Here is a 20,383-nt window from a genome sequence, read left to right on the forward strand (position 1 = left end):
TTAAAACCATATAACGTTAAGTAAGAGGTCCGAACGAAACATAACTTTCATATGAGCCAAGACCATGGTTAGTAAATGTGCTGGCAAACTGATTTAAATCACCGTTCAATGACATATAGTTAGCAAGTACGGTATTAACTAATAAATTCACATTATTAGCAGCAGGTGTTGCTGATGTTACAACCGAACCATTAGAAGAAAATCGTCCAATTTGTCGGTGGTCCGGCATACCGCTATTAAATACACTGATATTTCCATTTGGATTAAATACCAGAAAGAAAGAGCACGCGGTAGATGAGTTGTCGCCGGTCCATACGCCTTTGCCACGGCCACCCAGTTTTATGCCGCTTGAGTCTGGCGCACCTGCAGCGCTATTGTCTAATGTACCGTTACTGGCTACTGAACCGTCACTGAAAACATAAATCATTAAGGGTTGGTTTCTAATGGCTGCATATTCAAGGCACGCACCAATGCAGCGGCCTGCACGTAAATCTCTATTCTCACCAACAATACGGTCACCGGTGTGGTAGTCGTATCCGCCCATTGTGATGCTGCCAGCACCTGCATGTCCATCAATTACCATTTTCATAACAGAGGCGGTTTTTCTAAATTCACCTTCGTTATCAAATTCATTAACACCGAAAATGCCACCGGCATCACTTACAATATCGACATCAGTTGAAGGGTCAACATCTACACCTGCGAAGCGTTCAGCTATGTCGGCTGCTTTTAAATAACCACATTGAACCAGATCTTTAACTATTTCATCTTGTGATGGAGATATGTTTGGTGCAACTGAAGATAGTTTGAGTTTCTTATGTGTTATACGAGCCATTGACTCCATAACTGCTGTCACGTCTTCTTTTGAATCAAGTATGGCAGTAAGGTCTCCAACATCGACCATGCCAGTAACATCGCTTGGTCGATCAACTTTGGTTGGACGAATTTCAGGGTCGATTAATCCAGGAGGGGCCATTGAGTTACCTCCGGATTCTGTATTACGTGACCCAATTAGTTTTACAACCCCACCATTTGCGCCTGCTTGAGCAATACCATATAAAGGGTTATGAGTATTGTTACTGGTGTCGTTTCCAGAGCGTGCTGGAATAACGGTACCATCTACTTTGCCTACAGATGTTCCACCGGGTGCAATGGAAGTAAATTTTTCTAAAATACCAAATAACATGGCGCTATCTGAATGAAACTTTAGACCGAGCTGGTTGTTTGTAAAGTCGCTATTAGTACTGAGGTTTAGCATGGTAGAGGCAAGAACAGTATCGCTTAATCCGGGAATAATATCTCCGGGTAAGCCCATTTTGCTATAACCCGCGGTTGTGAGAAGGTCGTCCTGGCCAAGGGCCTGACCAACGAGCACATTAGAGCTGGCGAAGTTTGCACCACCAGCTAGATCAAAACAAATAAAAGGTATTTTAGCAGTACCATCAGCAACGCCGCCAAGGCTGCAGCCAATATCTGTTGCAAGGGCATCAAGGTCAGAGGATACTGCTGCATATGCAGATCTGGGGTTTGAAAATAATCCGAATGCGCCACCTGTTAATACCGAACCAGTACCAGTTATGAATCCCTGTTTAAGGAAGTCACGACGAGTTGTTGGTCTGGGGTGATCCGCATGACGAAGTGGGTCATTAACTCCCAATGGTTTGCTTTTTTTACTCATTATATAAACCTCTTAAAATTCATTCGGATCATGCGTTATTGTAAAATCACCAGTGCACTACCTAATGTAGCGGCGCAGGTTGCGATTACGATTTCTTCGGTACGTCCAATCGTGTCACAGGCTCCAGCGCATTGTGTCATGGTGGTAATCAGGCTTTGATAATCATCGCTTGCGTCAGCTAGTTTGTCCTGAAGGTCTTGCGTTGCTGTTGAGCCAAGCAGGTCTTTAATTTCTGCATCTGTCGGTTGAGTCGCCAGATTATTTGCAGGTGTGACCAGATCAAGATTCATCAGGCGAACAAGCAATGGTTCAATCAGCTGGTTTTTAGACGTTGGTGTAAAAGCATTTAAAGCTGTCTGCGTAAAATCAAAACCTTTAAAAATACGGTTGGCATCATTTACAGGTAGTGCTTTATCTATACTAACCAGCTCATTGCAGTAACTCATCGCTAGTTGGGCAACACCCATTTGATGTGATGCCAGAAACGCTTTGATATTTTCAACGGCAGGTAACTGTTGTTTATAAGATGAGAATGTTGCTGTAACAGTCGGGTTTGCTACGGGAATGCCCGTTACAAATGACATGTTGGTATTGATTTCATCAAATGTTCTCACGCCTATTTCAGATACAAGTGCAGCATCAGGTGCTGCTGCTGGAGGTGTTGGCTCAACTTCAACACGCGTGTTTGTATTGCTGCCAAAACGCTCAAATGTCAGGAAGAACTCATCTGACTCAGGGCCTTTTTCAACGGCAATAACTGTACCCAGTCTTGACAGTGCCTGACCATCAACGGTGTAGTCAGTGGCATTGATATCAACATCAAGATGACCAAACATCTGTCCGGAAACAGCCTCTCTTCCGTTTACACCAATGCGTAATCCTTCAAGAGGAATATTAGCTGCCGGTGTATAGGTATCATCCAGGCTAATAAATACCGGTTCTTCGAACAGGTAAGCGGTGTTATCAAACTGTTCAACTTTAAACATTACGTAGCTATCTGTCAGACCCAGTAACTCATCAACTGAAAACAGCATGAAGTATTTCTGGCCGACACCAATATTAAAGTTTTGTGTTATTTGATCCTGATTAAGTGCACGGTTGTGTACTGCAACCAGTCTTAATTTTCCGCTCCAGGCATTAGCGTCACCACTAACTTCGTTACCCAGTACAAAAGCATAAGTATCATTCCAGTCAATTAAAGTGCCGCCCTGTGAATCGGTTGAGTCAACATCATCGGTGAATACGCCATTAACATACATGCGACGTCCATTAACTGGATCGAAAGTGATAACCACATGTTGTAACGCTGACTGTAAATCTTCATCGTCGTCATTAGTTAATAGTGACTCTCTGCCTTCTGCATCGGTGTTACTTGAGCGATTTAAGAACTCATAATTATAAAGCGTCTGGCTCATTGAGAAGTTACGTGCTGTATCACCTGCAGAATAACTAATTATACGAGCATCTTCCTGAGTTACGTTTCCAGGAATTACCCATGCTTCGATACTATATTCATTATTCAAACCAATCAGATCAGTTAGTTTTTTACTGGTTTCAGTAGATGCCTGAGCTTTGCCGCCACCTGAGAAATCAAGTCCATACCCTAGAACCCAGCTGACCGGTCCATTGAATGTTAATTTCATAGCGGGCTCAACACCAGATGTATCAAAGGCTTCATTGCCTTCACCTGTTTTGAATTCCCAGAGAGCAATTTGATCATTCTCGTAACGGTTGCCACCACTGGCAAGCGTTGCATTAATTAACGTCATTGCTTTACTGGTAACGAGCGCAGGGTCAAGTTGAGTAAGCGGAATTGCGCCGGCAAATGCTTCGATCGCAGCTTGCATTTCATCCGCATCATTCTGGCAAACTGCTGTCCAGCAGTTATGTAGCTCTACTATTCGGGTCACAAATCGTGAGTTTACAGGGGTATCCAGGTCAATTTTGGATTTTGCTGCTGCATAGGCTGCATCTACATCTGCGCTAGAAAAGAAAGGAGACTGGGGTGTTTCAGAGGTATCTGAGTGACACTCTGCACAGTTATCTGTTAATACAGGGTAGACTGTTTTTTCAAAGCTATTTGGATCGTTATCTACCGCTGTAGCAGGGAAGTTGCGGCTTTCGCCCGGGGCAAAAATAGGTGGAGCTGTCAGGTCTATACCTCGTCCACCAGTGCCCGATGTGCCGCTTAACCAGTTATTAATATAACCTTCAACAATCGTAGCACAAACACTATCAGGGTTTCCTTCCCAGCAGTTATGGCCTTCGTTCACTCTTAGTATGACTCTGGAGTTTGTTGGGTCTGATCGATCAACCAGTAATTGTCCCTGATTGTTTGTTGAGGTGGCTTGAGCAAAAGCGGTATTGATATCCAGTAGGTCTACAAATGCAAAATCTGCGGCTTGTCCACCTGTTGTATGACATTGCCCACAGCGGTCATTTGCAGATAATTTATCCCAGAATTCAGTTTTGAAGGTTTGGACTTCATCAGTAAGAGGGGCAGGGCCCAGGTATTTTGGTGCAGAACTTCCTGTACCGCCATTTGAGTTGGTTTCTACCTGAGTGCTATCTCCACACGACGCTAAAACGCTTAGCGCTGACATCACAGTGATGCAGCGTAAAAACGACCGTAATGAAAATGCATTACGTGAAAATAGAGTAAATGGTGCTGAATAATTCCGCTCATTTCTCATTCTGATATATCTCCAAATTTATTCATCACTATTCACTGTATTTAATTAATTTTTATGGCAGTGAGGGGGGTTATTTACAATAGGCCGCTACTTTGGCAAATACCGACTTCATCTGATAGTTGTCAGCGCCTTTAAAGTCAGCAGTTATGCTGTCTACTATTGATCTGTCGGCCGAGTAATCATCAGAGTTTCGCAGGCATACTGTCTGGAAAGCTTTCTTGACCTGACAGCTGGCAAATGCGTTGCTATCGGCTAGTTCTGAGCCCATAGATTTTGCGCCATTTCCAGATGCGTGGCCACGAGCGTCAATTACAATGCCTGGGTCGGAAGGCGTTTCACTCCAGCCAAGTAATTTGTTCTGGCCATTGCGCCAGTAGTTGACCCATTTGTCATCAGTGGCGATAAAGCCGGGTTTAAAATTATCAGAGTTATTGTGGTACTTCGCGCTTAGTCCGCCTGCAACAAAGCCGTTTAATGAAGTGTCGGCTAAAGCTGCCGCGTCTGTTCGAGCATAATCCATCTGCTGCGTATCGGTGTTGAAATTATACATTGCATAAGCGCCACCCAGGCCGTCCATACCTGCATGACAGCCTACACAGCTAAACATATAGATTCGGCTATCACCACCAGGGCTGCGAGAAACATCCTGACGAACCATATCGGGCACACGGCTAACATCTTTGAGTGGTTCAAGGTCGGTGCATAAGTGGTTCATGAATGTGAAACGAAACATGGCGCGATTAGTGCCATCTTTGAAAAATGCTTCAGCAGCTGCTCGTGTAGTCATCACGCCGGCTGTCGCGCTAGCAGGCAAACCGGTTACATCTGACTGAACTCTCTGTTGTAATATAGCGCCATTAGATAAATCGCCTGAAACTGGACCAAGCTGCTCAAGCGCTTCGTAGTGGTCGTTATTGGCATTTGAATACGACGGAGTAACACCCGCGCCTGTATAAATGATATTACCAGAAAGCACCTGTCTAAAATCGATATCATCACGAATAAGCCCAATGACTGTAGCGGTATAATCATTAAGCGGAACAAATACAGACTGGGCTTCATTGGTCCAGGGAGCGGCGTAATTTTTTAAGGTAACGTTATAGAAAGCCGGGTTTTTCATGGCTTCAAAAGCAGCAGCTTCAGCATCCCCTGCAAGTATTTGGCCTTCCATTGTGGTCAGAACGGAATTTGTTGGAGCGATCCCTGTTAGACGGTCGTGTATGCGACGCGCTTCATCTCGCTCGGTAACACCAGCCTGAGCCAGACTGCTTATTAATAAAGAGATTACAACTGAAAGACGTCCTGCACATGTCAATGAAGATAGTATAGACTTGCTCTGGTTTTGTTGGCTTAATGGCACGCGTTTCTCCTACACATAACAGTACGCTTGTAGTTATTATTAAATAGCTAATATACGTGCTTAGATCGTGTCCACTTAAGGGGGGAGTAAGCACTTATTTCAGGGTTTTATCATTTGGCTGTTCATTTGAGCGCTGTTTATTTTTTATGTTTATAGTTGCGCTGTAATCCTTATGAGGATCAATGATTAATATTCTAAACAAAGATATTTACAAATTTAGTGAACTGGCTCATGTTCTTGAAATTATATATGTCGTTTTTTTACAAAAACGGTATAAAATCTAAACTTAAAGTAATGTTTGTAATCAGGGTCCAGTTTTATATTTACGTAAGTAGATAATATTATTAGAGTTTGTTTGTTGGATGTAGCTTTTTGTTAAAGTTATAAACTATAGTTTTTTTAAGTTTTAAGGTTTCTAAATTGAAAATAATAATTACACTTTTTATGTTTTATAGTCTTATGTCTAGCCAGGCTATAAATGCTCAAGACAAAGAGGCAGCGGCTCCTCAGGTTGTAGTTCAGGATATTGAAAGTTTAAAAACTGAAGTTATTGAGCTTAACAGAGATTTATTTGTTCTTGAGGAAGACTTATTATTTTCAGCTAATACTCAGGTAAGTGTGTTTTTATCTATGGATGCAGATGAATTCTTTAAGCTGGATTCAGTACAATTAAAACTGGACGATAAAATAGTTAGTAATTATTTATATACTGAACGTGAAATAAAAGCATTAAAAAGAGGCGGAGTACAGCGTTTGTATATTGGCAACCTGACTTCGGGTGAGCATGAGTTAACGGCCTTTTTTATTGGTAAGGGGCCGAGTGATCGAGATTATAAGCGTGGTACAACCAGGAAAATTAATAAGTCAGACTATGCGAAGTACATTGAATTAAAAATAACTGGCAATAGTAGTAAAGAGCAGCCCGATTTTGAAGTTAAGGTCTGGGAATAGCCGTTTAAAAAACTCTATGTTGCATAGACTCCTTATTAGAATATTGCTTATTGCATGCATTACTTTCGGGTATGTATGTGGATATAGTGCACGAGCTGATAATCAATCAGTTCATCACGTAGAAGATCTTGCGTATGGTGTTGCGTTATTTGACTTCTTTCAGCAAAAATATTTTTCAGCGATAACCGACTTATTGGTAGCAGAGCATTACCAGCGAATAAAATCAGATGAAAATAATCCCTCTCTTTTGTTAGGTGGTCTTTATCTGTCGTATGACCTGCATCAGCAGTCTGCTAAGACATTTAATAAACTGCTTGGAAATAAAAGCGGTGGAATGCCCATTACTATCCAGGATCAGGCACGTTTTTTGTTAGGAAAAAATCATTATAACGATGGGCTTTTTTCACTGGCAGAAGAACAGTTTGTAGAGATAAAAGATGGGCTTCAGTTAGAAAGTGAAGATGAAAAGTTATTTTTACTAAATGCTATTTTTCTCAAAAATGATGATTTTTTCCAGGCTCAGAAAACACTGGAATATTTTTCATCTGAATCTGTCTGGAAGGGGTATGCGAAATTCAATGTAGCGAGTCGTTTAATACAGCATCCTGTAGAAGATAATGTAGAGAAAGGTTTTGATCTTTTAGCTGAACTTGCCATTGATGATTCGTTAGATTATGAAAAGCGTATTCTGAAAGATAAGGCGAATTTAGCGTTGGCTTATGTTTCGCTTAGGGATGGTGACTCTGAAAAATCAATCGAGTACTTTAATGAAGTTAGATTAAAAGGTATTGAAACAAATAAAGCACTGCTTGGAATAGGTTGGGCCCGCTACCGTGAAAATGAGTTTAAAGAGGCGGTTATTCCCTGGATGCATCTGGCATCAAGTCAGACAGAGTCAGATCTGGCAGTTCAGGAGGCTTTTATTTCAATTCCATATGCATTTGAGAAAATGGAACTGAAAGACCAGGCTTTACATCATTATGTTTTGGCGCTAGATAGTTATAAGTTTCAACTGGATGAAACTCAGCAGTTAGTAAAGTTTATAAAGAGTTCTGCATTTATCGAACAGTTAAATCAGGGAAGCCTGGGTAAAGAAATAACTTCTGCAGTCAGTATAATAAAAAATCTTGATCCTCTATTAACACGGTATTTATTGCCGTTGTTATCATCAAATGACTACCAGTATAAAGTTAAGTCTTATCTGGAAGTCGTTCATCTGAAATATATGCTTAATCACTGGCAAAATAATATACCAGCATTACAGATGATACTGAGTGAGAAGCGTAAAACTTATAAAAATAAATTATCTAAAACAATGGATGATGATAGTTTAAACAGGATTAAGGTTTTAATTAACAAGCGCAGGAAATTAGCGGATCAAATAAAAAAGATCGAATTATCTGAGGAATCTTTAAGGCTATTAACAGCTGAAGAAGCTGAATATCTGAAGTTATTAGATAAAGGAGATAGCCATCTTGGGCAGTTAAAAACTCAGGATGAAGAGACTGTTGAAATTAAGAATAAAGTTCGTTTGTTGAAAGGTAGAATGGTCTGGGAAGTTGATACGGATTACCCTGTTCGTATTTGGGCAGTAAGAAAACAGCTTAAGCAGCTTAATGTAGCGACCGATGAGATGAGCGATACAATGTCATCACTAGAGTCGGCATGGAAAACAGCACCATCAGATTTCTCAGGTTTTGAAGTGAGAATTGCGAACAAAGAAGCGCATATAAAACAATTAAAAAAGAAAATAGATATTGCAATTGTATCGTATGAAAGTGAATTGCGTGCTATTGCGCTTGAAGACCTCAGGTTACATCGTAATCAGATAAAGCTTTATCATGATCGAGCTTTATATGCTAAAGCGCGTTTGTATGATTCATTAATGGAGCGTGAATGATATGAACGCTGCATTGAAAAAAGGAATTCTGTTGTTACTGGTGTTTATTGTGACGGCGTGTGGAAATGAAGTTAAGAAAGAAATCACGGTAAAAGACCTGGTAATCAGTCCTATAGATTACCCTTTGGCAAGCACTGTATCGGCTGAGCGTCTCCATGCTATAGAGCAGTATCAGACATACCTGCAAAAAACTGAATTCAAAACACATTATGGTGAAGCCTTAAGACGTATTGCAGACTTGGAGCTGGAAATTAGTGAAGAAGAACGGCATGGAGTGCATGGCGTAGGTGGTGGTGCTGACGAGGCAGCTATTCAGGCAATAAAGCTATCGTCAATTGAGCATTACAATACATATCTTAGAACATATCCAGGCCATGAAAAAAATGATCTGATACTTTATCAGCTGGCAAAGGCTTATTCACTTGTTGGTGAAATGGACAAAGCAATGCAGGCTATGGATGAAATTGTTAAAGATTACCCTGAATCAAGACATATAGATGAAGTGCAGTTCCGTCGAGGTGAAATATTATTTGTAGATCAGGAGTTTGAGCAGGCTGAACAGGCGTATGCAGTTATTGTTACGAAATATCAGCAGTCACCTTTATATGAGAAAGCGCTTTATAAGTTAGGCTGGTCTCAGTTTAAACAGTCACACTATAATGAAACGTTGCAAACTTATTTATCTCTGCTTGATATAAAGGAAGCAGAGCAGAAAATAGATCAATATGGAATTACCGCGTCGGTTAATCGTTCTGAAAAAGATTTTATCATTGATTCACTACGTGTGACGAGTCTTTCGTTGTCATATCTGAATGGTTATAAAACAATAGCGCCATTATTTAAAGACAGGGGTGATAAGTTATATCTGCCATTGATCTATGAGCAACTAGGTCGACTTTATACCAGAAAAGAGCGTTATTCAGATGCTGCAGATACCTTTATGGCTTTTACTAAAAAATACCCAATGAGTGTATTGTCGCCATCTTTTCATTCTTTGGCGCTACTGGCGTATAAGGACGGTAAGTTAAATAGTGAAATTCTAAATAGTAAAATTCTTTATGTAAAAAACTATGGTATTGGCTCGAAATACTGGAAACAGCAAAAGCTTGAAGATCGAGTTGTAATCAGGCCTGATTTAATACGCCATGTTCGTGAGCTGTCTTTTCACTTCCATGCTCAGGCTAGAAAATCTAAAAAACAGAAAGATTACAAAATTGCTGCCACATGGTATCTAACCTTTCTGAATTCTTTCCCAAAAGAAAAAGAAGCGGCCAATATGAATTTTTTATATGCTGATGCGCTTTATGATTCGCACTCGTATAAACAGGCGCTTGTAGAATATGAGAAATCAGCTTATCAATATCCGGCTCATGCTAAAAGTGCAGAAGCGGGTTATGCTGCGTTGTTAACATATAATGTGTTATTGAAACAGCCTAAGCAGAAACAGTTAGTACAATTGAAACAGCAATCATTGAATAGTTCGATTCGCTTTAGTAATACCTTTCCTGAAGATAAACATGCACCAGCCGTTATTACCAAAACAGCAGAAAATTTATTACAGGCTAAAAATTATGTGCTCGCTACCGAGTTTGCTAAACGCATTATTGATAATCAGTTAATTACGCAGGTTGATTTGAAGAGAACGGCCTGGATTGTTTATGCTCATGCACAATATGAACTTGAGCTGTATGTCGAAGCTGAAAAAGCCTATGCTGTGGCTATTCGCCGTGTACCGCGAAAAAATAAAAATGACTTAAAGTTAAGAGCCGAATTAACCGATAAACTGGCAGCAAGTATTTATAAGCAGGCTGAAATACATAAAGCAAAAGGCGAGAATAAACTGGCAGCTATCGCCTTTCTGAGAGTGGGTAAAGCCGCTCCATCATCCAGTATACGTGCTACTGCAGAATATGATGCAGCTACACTTTATATGGGAATGAATGACTGGGCAACGTCAAGTTCAATACTCGAAAGTATGCGTATGGCGCCATCATCGGGGATGCAGTTCGCTCAGGGTATTAGTACTAAACTAGTCGTTGCGTATACAGAGCTTGGTCACTTTGATAAAGCCGCTAAAGAGTTGGGAGTGTTAGCCGGTTTTGCTAAGAAGCCAGAGGATCATCGAAAACTTCTCTGGCAAACTGCTGAAATGTATGAAAAAGCAGGTCAGAAGACAAAAGCTAACAACATATATATAAAATATATTAAAAAGTATTCAAAGCCATTTTTGCAGTCTATTGAAGCGCATCATCGTGTTAGTGAATATTATAAAACGAAGAAACCAGCAAAACAGAGAAAGTCATGGTTAAATAAGTTAGTTTCCGCAGAAAAACGAGGCGGGAAACAACGGACTGACAGGAGTCGATATCTAGCTGCAAGTGCTTCATTTGAGTTGGCGCAACCAGTTATACTGCAATTTCAAAAAGTTAAACTTAGTATTCCATTAAAGAAAAACTTACGTAATAAGAAGAAACGAATGGAGATAGCGATTAAATCGTTAAAGAAAGTAATGGATTATAAAGTCGCGGAATTCTCGACGGCATCAACATACCAGATGGGTGAAATTTATAATCATCTGGCGCATTCTTTAATGGAGTCGCAGCGCCCTAAAGGATTGTCTGTAGACGAGCTTGAGCAATATGATATTTTACTGGAAGAACAGGCGTATCCTTTTGAGGAGAAGTCTGTCGATATTCATAGCATAAATGCAAAACGTACTAAGCAGAATATTTATGACGAATGGATAAAGAAGAGCCTGGCTGTTCTTAGAAGTATTCAGCCTATACAGTATTCTAAACATGAAAAGATAGAGTCTTATGTTCTTATCACGCATTAGTTCACTATTTTATACTGGTGTTTTATTGTTAACGCTCAGTTCCTGTGCATCAATTAATGGGGGCTCAGTTTCACCAAAACAGGATGAGGCGTGGAATGATGTTCCTAAATCTTATATTGATGGTTTAAAAGCAGCTGAAAAAGGGCATTCAAAGCAGGCGATTAATTTATTTAAGCAATCGATAGTTGAGTTCCCGGCTTTTGCGCCTGCATATACTAATATGGGACTGCAGCAACTAAAATCAAAAGATCGTACTGCTGCAGAAAAGAGTTTGAAAAAATCGATAGAAATTAACCCTGATAATGCGACCTCTTATAATCATCTCGGGGTTATTGCTCGTTTAAATGGCGATTTCGATTCAGCATCGACGATGTATAAGAAAGCGCTTGAGTTGAATCCGGATTATGCTATTGCGCATTTGAATTACGGCATATTACTGGATTTGTATTTATATGAGTTAGAGGCTGCATTAGAACAGTATGAAATATATCAGTCAAAAATTGATAAAAAAGACGCTAAAGTTTCTAAGTGGATTATTGAAGTAAAACGCCGCATAGCGAAGAGTAAGAAACCATGAAAAATATAATAAAATTAATTATTGTGGTATGTGCTTTAATGATGGCGCATCTGGTCAATGCAGAAGAGCGTATTGATATGGAGGCTATGTCGATAATTGGAAACAAAGAATTACCGAATGTCCTTTATATATTGCCATGGAAACAGGCTAATCTTCCTGAAATGGTTGAGTTACCGCTTTCTAGTTTAATAAATGATGCATTGCAGCCGCTTGATCGCCAGACTATATTAAGGCGACAATATTATAAGCAGGTAATAAAGCAGCAGGGCGTATTGCAGGCTGAACTAAAGGTGCAAAAGTAATAAAATTAAAGCACAATGTGATTGATATTATTTAAGTCTATAAGTTTAAAAGTTAAATAAAAAAGAATAACTGTAAAAAATATTAGTGCCTGAGGAAGGTTGCTATCTACAAAGAATTATACTGGAGATAAAAATGTACGATGAAATAGTCAACTTTATGCAAACCGGTGGGTCATTTATGTATCCCATACTGGCAGTGCTCGCTTTTGGAATGGCTATTGCAGTTGAGAGATATTTTTATCTAACTGCGATTAAAATTAATAATCGACGTTTATTGGCAAAGTTAATGCCATTGTTAAAAGAAGGAGATCTTAATCAGGTGTATCAAATTACATCGCGATCAAAAGTGGCCATCTGTCAAATGTTAAATCTGGGGCTTACTCGCTTAAAGATAAAACCTGAGCGTGATCAGATTGAAATGGCAATGGAAGAAAGCCTGATGGAAATTATTCCCAGACTTGAAAAACGCACGCATTATTTAGCAATGTTTGCAAATATCGCTACTTTACTAGGATTACTCGGCACGATTACTGGTTTGATTAAGGCATTCACAGCAGTTGCGCAGGTAGACCCGTCTTTAAAAGCAGAAATATTATCCAGTAGTATTTCTGTTGCGATGAACACGACGGCATTCGGGCTTGCAGTTGCTATTCCTCTAATAATTATTTTTTCGATTTTACAGACGAAAACAACTGAAATTGTAGATAGCCTTGAAATGGCGACGATTAAGTTTATAAATCTGATAATGATCAAACAATAAGCGTACATATTATGCCTGCAAGACGCCATAAACGAATTAAAAAATCGACACAGGTCGAGCTGGATATTACAGCTTTTATGAATCTGATGGTTGTGCTCGTGCCGTTTTTATTAATGAGCGCTGTTTTTACCAGCATTAATATACTCGATCTTAAATTGCCTGGTATGGGTGAATCTAAGCCGGGTGAAAAAAAGCCTGATTTTGAATTACAGGTGACAGTGCGTAAAAATGCACTGGATTTATCTGATACGCAAGGTGGAATGATAAAGCATATTCCAATCACAAAGAGTGGTTATAACTTTGTGTTACTGAACCAGACGTTACGACTTATTAAATTTAAATTTCCAGAAAAAACAAATATATCGATACTATCTGAGCCGTATACATCTTATGAAACGTTAGTGCAGGTAATGGACTCTGTGCGTGAGTTTAAAACGTTACAGGATGGTGAAGTAGTTGTTGCTGAGTTGTTTCCGGCCATCTCCATTGGCGATGCGGCTAAAAAGTAACCAGGATTAAAAGATGAGAGAATCAAGCAGAGCGAAAAGAATGCAGCGACACCATGCGCGTCGATCTGATAAGAATGCGTCGCTAAATATGGTTTCGTTAATGGATATTTTTACAATTTTAGTATTTTTTCTGTTAGTGAGTGCGGCAAATTCAGATATTCTGCCGACACCGAAAAATATAAAATTACCTTTATCAACGGCAGAAAAAATTCCTAAGGAAAATATAGTTATTATCATAGGTAATAATGATATTTTGATTCAGGGAAAAAAGATTGCCAGCATCGACAGGGTAATTAAAAGTAATCACAATGTTGTTATGCCATTAATGGAGGCGCTTAAAAAGCAGTTAAAGCAGAGTAAGAATACTGATGAGGCTAAGAGAATAATTAAAAAGGGTGTCACTATTATGGGTGATAAGGATGTTCCTTATATCTTGCTTAAAAAGATAATGGTTACCAGTGCGGCTGCTAATTTTACAGATATTTCTTTAGCAGTTAATAAAAAAGCGGCAGATAAAACTTGAGTATGTCACGAATTAATACCTGGGATGAGCCCTTTCTACCCTGGGTTCAAAGTGCAAATGATCGGCGTTTTTTAAAAATACTGCTGGCTAGCGTTGTGTTTTTTACGTTGTTTGGCATCGCTGTGCCATTTTTACCTACCTCTGAGCCAGTTAAAAAAGATTTAAAAACAGTTTCGCCACGCTTAGCAAAGTTAATAATGGAACAACGGAAATTACCGCCGCCAATTCCTAAACCGGTGAAGCCTAAGGCTAAACCTAAGCCCAAAGTTAAAGAAAAACCAAAAACTAAAAAGCCGTTAAAAAAACCGGTTAAAAAGAAGCTGAATAAAAAGCAGAAAGTGGCTAGAAAAACGGCTGCTACTAGTGGTCTTATGTCTATGGCTTCTGAATTGAATGACCTACGTGATACATTTGATCTTTCAGATATTGAAGATCAGTCGTTAAGTAAAGCAGGAAAAACCAAAACTAAAGACTTCAGTAGTCCGGCAGTTATTAGTAGCACGGCAATGAAAAGCAGTGGAGGCATTAAAAATAGTCAGTTGAGTCGATCAACTGGTGGTGGAAAATTATCATCACGACAAACAGCTAAAGTCAGTAGTAATATTGCGACAGGCTCGGCTAAAAAGACTGTAAAACGTAATAAGAGCGGAAAGGTAATACGTCCACAGTATGAAATTGAGCAGGTGTTCCAGAAGAATAAGAGTGCAATTTATACTATTTACAATAGAGCACTGAGAAAAGATCCTACGTTACAGGGTAAGGTTGTTATTGAGTTAACTATTGCATCGAATGGAACGGTAATAAAAGCAAGAATTTTATCAAGTGACCTGAATAACAAAAAATTAGAAAGAAAATTGATAGCGCGTGTGAAGTTGTTCCGTTTCAAGCCGAGCAATGCTGCGAAGGTGACAGTTAAATACCCTATCGATTTTCTTCCATCGTAGTTATATTTTATAACGTGTTTAAGCTGGGTATATTGCGCCCAGTACGATTGCTGTTTCTGCACCTGTAACCGCAGGTAAATTCCCCGGTTTATTGTTAATGGTTTGCTTTGCTAGCCAGGCAAACGCAATGGCTTCAACCCAGTCAGGGTGTATGCCGTAATCTTCGCTAGAAGCGAGTCGAATTTGCATTAATTTTTCAGATAGATGATTCATTAAATTTGAATTATGTGCGCCACCACCGCAAACAATTAAAGTATCTATTTCAGGCAGGAAATTTTCGATGGCGTAAATAATGCTGTCACTGGTGAACTGGCATAGACTTGCCTGTATCTGGTTTTCGTCTAGTTCGCAGTGTTCTTGCTGTAGCTGTTGTTCTAACCAGTCTAGATGGTAGTGTTCACGTCCGGTGCTTTTCGGTGGTTTTGTGGAAATAAAAGCATCCTGCATTAACGCATTGACTAAAGTTTGGTTGGGTGTGGAACTTGCGGCCCACAAACCATTGTTATCATAACTTTTGTTTTTATGTTTTTGAATCCACGCATCCATTAACATATTTCCCGGGCCAGTATCGAAGCCGAAGCATTTCAGTGTATCGTCTTTTGGTAGAAAAGTGATATTAGAGATACCACCAATATTTAATATGGCCCGGTTTTCTTTTTCAGAGTGAAAGACCTGTTGATGAAATGCGGGGGCTAATGGTGCACCTTCCCCACCAGCGGCCATGTCTTTACGACGGAAGTCTGCGACTGTTGTTATACCTGTTAAATAACTGATTCGATTGGCGTCACCAATTTGCATCGAAAAATTATGCTGTAAATCCGGGCGGTGTCGTATGGTTTGGCCATGTGATCCAATAGCTGTTATTTGTTCTGCTTTTATACCCGCTTCATTGAGTAAGCTTTTAACTGCTTCTGCAAACACTAAACCTAGGTGAGTATCTGCTTCCCCAAGCATATCAATACTGGCCTCAGTGGAGTCCAGGCTTAATTGGCGTAAGCTTTTTTTTAGTGACTTCGGAATAGGGTGGCTGTGACTACTAACAAGTTTGATTTGACTGTTTTTAAACTCTACCAGCGCAGCATCGATACCATCCATGCTGGTGCCTGACATTAAGCCAATATAAAGCTCTGACATTATTTGTCGTTTAATGCCAGTGCGTTACGAGATAGTACATCCAGCTGTGCAAGATAACTGCTAGTGGTTAACTCGAAGTTATCGCGGTAGCGTTTTGGAATTGGTTTAGTGCTAGGGAATTTTACCGTTAACGGATTACGGTGTACGCCGTTAACGCGGAATTCGTAATGTAGATGCGGGCCAGATGCTAAGCCGCTAGAGCCGACATAACCTATAACCTGCCCTTGCTTAACGCGTCCGCCTGAACGAATTTTTCTGTTATAGCTATTCATGTGCGCATATAAGGTAGTGTATCGACTACCGTGTTTAATGATAACGGTTCTGCCGTAGCCACCTTTTTTACCTTTATAAATAATTTTCCCATCACCAGATGCGCGTATAGGTGTGCCTCTTCCCGCGGCATAATCAACGCCTTTATGAGAGCGGAATTTATGCAAAATCGGGTGATAACGTTTGGTGGTAAAGCGTGAACTTATGCGACTAAATTTAACAGGGCTACGCAAAAAGGCTTTACGTAAACTGTGCCCGTTTGGAGAGTAATAACCTGTGAAGTTAGTGACAGGGTCGGTGTAACGTAGTGCGCGAAATACTTTGCCCTGATTAATGAATTCTGCGGCTAGAATATTTCCATCTTTTATTTTGTTGCCATTTTTAAATCGTTCTTCATAAATGACCGTAAACTTGTCGCCTTTACGAATATCTAATGCAAAATCGATGTCCCAGCCAAAAACATTGGCCAGTTCCATGGTGGTGTTTTGTGAAAGCCCAGCTTTAGCTGAAGCTAAAAATAACGATGATTCAATTTCGACTGTTGCATAAGCACTGCGAACTTCTATGTGATGTTTAAGGATGTTAGCGGTTAGATCATTGTTTTCACGTTCAACCTGTAAATATCTCACACCATCTATCTGGTAGTTTAGTGATAATAATTTACCTTCGTTGTCACTAATGACTTTAATGGTGTCGCCCGGGTGAATACGTTTTAGTTCGCTGGTGGCTTTGCCCAGTTTCATTAATTTGAGTAACTGGGCAGGTTTGATTTTTGCACGATCAAATAATAGAGATAAACTGTCACCACGTTTTACTTTAAGTGATTGCCATTCGGGATTGTCGATGTCAGTGACTGTGTTGTTCTTAGTAACAGCTGCCACAGGTGTAGTGCTTATTGTTTTTATGTTCTCTGTGTTTTCTGCATTATCATTAGTAATGCTCTCATCTGTAATGGTGGTGTTTTTAATTACGCGATAGGTAGAATGGCCCGAGCCTGATTTTGTCGCTTCATAATTTGATAGTTCAGGCAGCTTTAGTTGAATGCTGCTGGTTGCCTTCTGAGCTTCGGTAATATCTGAATCTATACTCTGAATAATGTCGGTTTCATCAAGAACAATGCTGTCTTCTTCTGTGGTACCGGTGCTGGCAAGCACTACACTAATCACTGCGCAGCCTGCCCCCAAAAGCATCCATCGCAGTGCTGGATGGCGCTGCTGCTTCTCGGGTTGCGAGTGATTTCGAAAGTCTTTGTTTATAAAGTTATTGTAATTCACGGTTTTATATAAGTTTTTATGTTTATTTCTTAGGTAAAATAGCTCGAAAAACGAGGAAAATCAATTATTGCGGGCTAAAGATTGTATTTTATTTTCAGATGCATGCAAGTATCCACGGTAATTTAGTTGATCTAATCGAGTATTTGAGGCTTTTGAGAGCGTATTTATGTGCTCTATAACCCCTATAGCGGCACTTTGCTGGAGAATTTGAGGTTGAAAAACAACTTCAGTATTTAAAACGTTAATAGGAGTGAGTTCGGCGCTATAAAACTGACCATTATTAAGTGTGATGCGGGCAACTACGCTTGTTTTTGCATCCTGACTATAAGATCCAAAAACGAAATTACCCAAACTATATATAATAAGGCCTTTATTATATTGCTCAATTGCCTGTAAAACATGAGGGTGATGCCCCAGCACAATTGACGCACCCGCATCAATTGCCGCCCGACCTAACCTGGGCTGATAAGGTCTGAGTTCAGTGATTTTTTCTCTACCCCAGTGAAAAGAGACGATGACACTGTCAGTTGATTTTTTAAGGCGTTTGATATCAGCTGTTATCTGTTTTTCGTGACCGAACGCAACACCGGCTTTTTCATCGGTTGCCCAGAATGATTCAGGGAAGGTGAGGGAGTAACTTAGAAACCCCAGTTTCCCGTTGGCTGTATCAATGATTGTGCCTGAACGGGCTGCTGCACTGTTTTCACCTGCACCTACACTATATATGTTGTGTTTATTTAGTGCGTCAATTGTGTCATTCATGCCCTGAACGCCATAATCAAGAATATGATTATTTGCCAGATTTAATATATTAAAGCCGGCTTTTTTTAAGGCGGGGGCTACTTTTGGGGCGGGTGAACGAAAAACGTATGTTTTGTCGAGCTCCATATCGCTGTTGCAAATGGATGTTAATGGTCCTTCAAGATTGCCAATAGCTATATCTGTATCTGTGAATAGAGATTTTACGTTCTTGAAGGGGTAGTCATAACCTTCTTCCATTAATATTTCCTGCGCGGTACCGCCAAGCATAATGTCACCTACCGCAACGATTGTGATACTGGTTTGAGGAAGTTTCTTGTTATACAGGGAGCTTTCGGTCTCCTGTGAGCACGCGCTAAGTAGTAAAGAAATAATCAGTATTGCTAAAAGGTGTAGTTTAGCTATTGCCATATTAAGGTTGCTCTTGTATAAGACCATGCTTTATTAAGTTGTAACAATGTGGAGACATTATGCCATCCGTAGACGAATCACTGGCGTTAATTAAACGCGGCGCCGAAGAAATTCTCGTCGAAGAAGAGCTGGTTAAGAAACTGGAGTCGGGAAAGCCCCTTAAAATCAAGGCGGGATTTGATCCAACGGCACCAGATCTGCATCTAGGACACACTGTTTTAATTAATAAATTGAGGCAGTTCCAGGAACTGGGTCACGAAGTTTTGTTTTTGATTGGTGATTTCACCGGCATGATTGGTGACCCGACGGGTAAAAGTGCGACCAGACCGCCATTAACGGAAGAGCAGGTAACGGCTAATGCTGAAACCTATACGCAGCAGGTATTTAAAATTCTTGATAAAGACAGAACAAAGATAGTCTTTAATTCCGAGTGGATGTCAAAACTGGGTGCCGCAGGAATGATTCAGCTGGCGGGGCAGCAGACAGTGGCCAGAATGCTGGAGCGTGATGATTTCAAAAAGCGCTATAAAGCCGGGCAAAGCATTTCAATACATGAGTTTCTGTATCCGTTAGTGCAGGGTTATGACTCAGTTGCAATGAACGCTGATGTAGAACTGGGTGGTACGGATCAGAAGTTTAATTTATTGATGGGCCGTGAATTGCAGAAACATTACGGCCAGGATCCACAAACGATTATTATGATGCCGTTACTGGAAGGGCTGGATGGCGTTAATAAAATGTCCAAGTCGTTAAATAACTATATAGGCATTACTGATGCGCCGGGTGAAATGTTTACCAAGATAGTATCAATGCCGGATTCGCTTATCTGGCGTTATTATGAGTTATTAAGTTTCCGTTCAATTTCTGAAATAGATGATCTGAAGCAGGAAATGGAAAAGGGCAGAAACCCGAAAGAAATAAAAATTGAACTGGCAAAAGAACTGATCACAAGATTTCATGGTAAAGAGGCTGCCGCGAATGCAGATAAAGCAGCTGGCAATATTATTAAAGATGGGGAGCTGCCAGAAGGCACGCCTGAGCTGGAGGTTGAGCTTGGTGAGCAGAATGATATGCCTGTATCTGCAATCATTAATAAAACAAACCTCGCACAAAACTCTGCACAGGCAAAAGATATGTTAACGAATGGGCGCGTAAAAGTTGACTGGGAAGTGGTGGATGCTAAATGCAGGTTGGTTGCAGGTGTGTATATCATTCAGGCAGGCAAGAAGAAAATAGCAAAAATCACATTAAAATAAGTGATTATTTAATGATCAATGCGGGCCGAAATATAGCCCTGTAGGGCTGTTTTTAGAAGTGCTTTTGATTGTGTAATTGATGATTAAAAAATAATGTTAAGAAAATGTGAAAAAGGTGTTGACGGTTAGAACCAGAGCTGTAGAATGCGCCTCCTCGTTAAGGCAAACGGGTCGTTAGCTGAAAGGTTAAACGAAAAAGACGGCAAGGAAAGTTAAAGAAAACGCTTTACAGGTTACTGAAAAACG

General features: G+C 40.1%; 16 protein-coding genes. 10 read left to right on the plus strand and 6 right to left on the minus strand.

All coding sequences use genetic code 11. The annotated features are described in order from the left end of the window. Positions 1–16: 16 nt before the first annotated feature. The 3 genes from DIZ80_12720 to DIZ80_12730 all read right to left on the minus strand — a co-directional run bounded on the left by DIZ80_12720 (position 17) and on the right by DIZ80_12730 (position 5,731). Entirely contained in the window at positions 17–1,678 is a 1,662-nt protein-coding gene (locus DIZ80_12720; protein ID RDH83113.1) for a general secretion pathway protein GspF, read from the minus strand. Between the two features lie 35 nt (positions 1,679–1,713). Further along, positions 1,714–4,371, minus strand: a complete 2,658-nt coding sequence (locus tag DIZ80_12725) for an ATPase (GenBank protein RDH83114.1) — start codon at positions 4,369–4,371, stop codon at positions 1,714–1,716. Between the two features lie 70 nt (positions 4,372–4,441). After that, positions 4,442–5,731, minus strand: coding sequence for a hypothetical protein (locus tag DIZ80_12730; GenBank protein RDH83115.1), 1,290 nt, complete (start codon positions 5,729–5,731; stop codon positions 4,442–4,444). Between the two features lie 390 nt (positions 5,732–6,121). On the opposite strand from DIZ80_12730, the gene DIZ80_12735 reads away from it, so the two are divergent. From DIZ80_12735 to DIZ80_12775, 9 genes are all read left to right on the plus strand, one after another. After that, complete coding sequence (locus tag DIZ80_12735; GenBank protein ID RDH83116.1) at positions 6,122–6,682, plus strand: AraC family transcriptional regulator; 561 nt, start codon at positions 6,122–6,124, stop codon at positions 6,680–6,682. 16 nt (positions 6,683–6,698) lie between these two features. Further along, a complete protein-coding gene (locus DIZ80_12740; GenBank protein RDH83117.1) occupies positions 6,699–8,582 on the plus strand; it encodes a hypothetical protein in 1,884 nt (627 codons plus the stop codon). A 1-nt stretch (position 8,583) separates the two neighbouring features. After that, on the plus strand, positions 8,584–11,418 hold the full coding sequence (locus tag DIZ80_12745) for a hypothetical protein (GenBank protein ID RDH83118.1): 2,835 nt from the start codon (positions 8,584–8,586) through the stop codon (positions 11,416–11,418). Then, positions 11,399–11,995, plus strand: a complete 597-nt coding sequence (locus DIZ80_12750) for a hypothetical protein (GenBank protein RDH83119.1) — start codon at positions 11,399–11,401, stop codon at positions 11,993–11,995. Before DIZ80_12745 ends, DIZ80_12750 begins: the two co-directional genes overlap by 20 nt. Further along, on the plus strand, positions 11,992–12,297 hold the full coding sequence (locus tag DIZ80_12755) for a hypothetical protein (GenBank protein RDH83120.1): 306 nt from the start codon (positions 11,992–11,994) through the stop codon (positions 12,295–12,297). The genes DIZ80_12750 and DIZ80_12755 overlap by 4 nt, the downstream gene beginning before the upstream one ends. 133 nt (positions 12,298–12,430) lie before the next feature. After that, positions 12,431–13,057, plus strand: coding sequence for a flagellar motor protein MotA (locus tag DIZ80_12760; protein RDH83121.1), 627 nt, complete (start codon positions 12,431–12,433; stop codon positions 13,055–13,057). Between the two features lie 11 nt (positions 13,058–13,068). Then, positions 13,069–13,566 carry a biopolymer transporter ExbD gene (locus DIZ80_12765; protein RDH83122.1) on the plus strand — a complete coding sequence of 166 codons (498 nt, stop codon included), beginning with the start codon at positions 13,069–13,071 and terminating at the stop codon, positions 13,564–13,566. 13 nt (positions 13,567–13,579) lie between these two features. Then, positions 13,580–14,089 carry an RNA polymerase subunit sigma-70 gene (locus DIZ80_12770; GenBank protein ID RDH83123.1) on the plus strand — a complete coding sequence of 170 codons (510 nt, stop codon included), beginning with the start codon at positions 13,580–13,582 and terminating at the stop codon, positions 14,087–14,089. Positions 14,090–14,091: 2 nt separating this feature from the next. Further along, positions 14,092–15,033 carry an energy transducer TonB gene (locus DIZ80_12775; GenBank protein RDH83124.1) on the plus strand — a complete coding sequence of 314 codons (942 nt, stop codon included), beginning with the start codon at positions 14,092–14,094 and terminating at the stop codon, positions 15,031–15,033. 18 nt (positions 15,034–15,051) lie between these two features. Here the strand turns inward: DIZ80_12775 and DIZ80_12780 are convergent, their stop codons facing one another. The 3 genes from DIZ80_12780 to DIZ80_12790 all read right to left on the minus strand — a co-directional run bounded on the left by DIZ80_12780 (position 15,052) and on the right by DIZ80_12790 (position 18,908). Next, the gene (locus DIZ80_12780) at positions 15,052–16,167 is read right to left on the minus strand and encodes an anhydro-N-acetylmuramic acid kinase (GenBank protein ID RDH83125.1); all 1,116 of its coding nucleotides are present in this window, start codon (positions 16,165–16,167) and stop codon (positions 15,052–15,054) included. Continuing rightward, positions 16,167–17,627, minus strand: coding sequence for a peptidase M23 (locus tag DIZ80_12785; GenBank protein RDH83126.1), 1,461 nt, complete (start codon positions 17,625–17,627; stop codon positions 16,167–16,169). The genes DIZ80_12780 and DIZ80_12785 overlap by 1 nt, the downstream gene beginning before the upstream one ends. Before the next feature lie 144 nt (positions 17,628–17,771). Continuing rightward, positions 17,772–18,908, minus strand: a complete 1,137-nt coding sequence (locus DIZ80_12790) for a capsular biosynthesis protein (protein RDH83127.1) — start codon at positions 18,906–18,908, stop codon at positions 17,772–17,774. A 32-nt stretch (positions 18,909–18,940) separates the two neighbouring features. On the opposite strand from DIZ80_12790, the gene DIZ80_12795 reads away from it, so the two are divergent. Then, positions 18,941–20,137 carry a tyrosine--tRNA ligase gene (locus DIZ80_12795; GenBank protein RDH83128.1) on the plus strand — a complete coding sequence of 399 codons (1,197 nt, stop codon included), beginning with the start codon at positions 18,941–18,943 and terminating at the stop codon, positions 20,135–20,137. The last annotated feature ends 246 nt before the right edge of the window (positions 20,138–20,383 follow it).

Source organism: endosymbiont of Galathealinum brachiosum, from assembly GCA_003349885.1.
Taxonomy (GTDB): domain Bacteria; phylum Pseudomonadota; class Gammaproteobacteria; order SZUA-229; family SZUA-229; genus SZUA-229.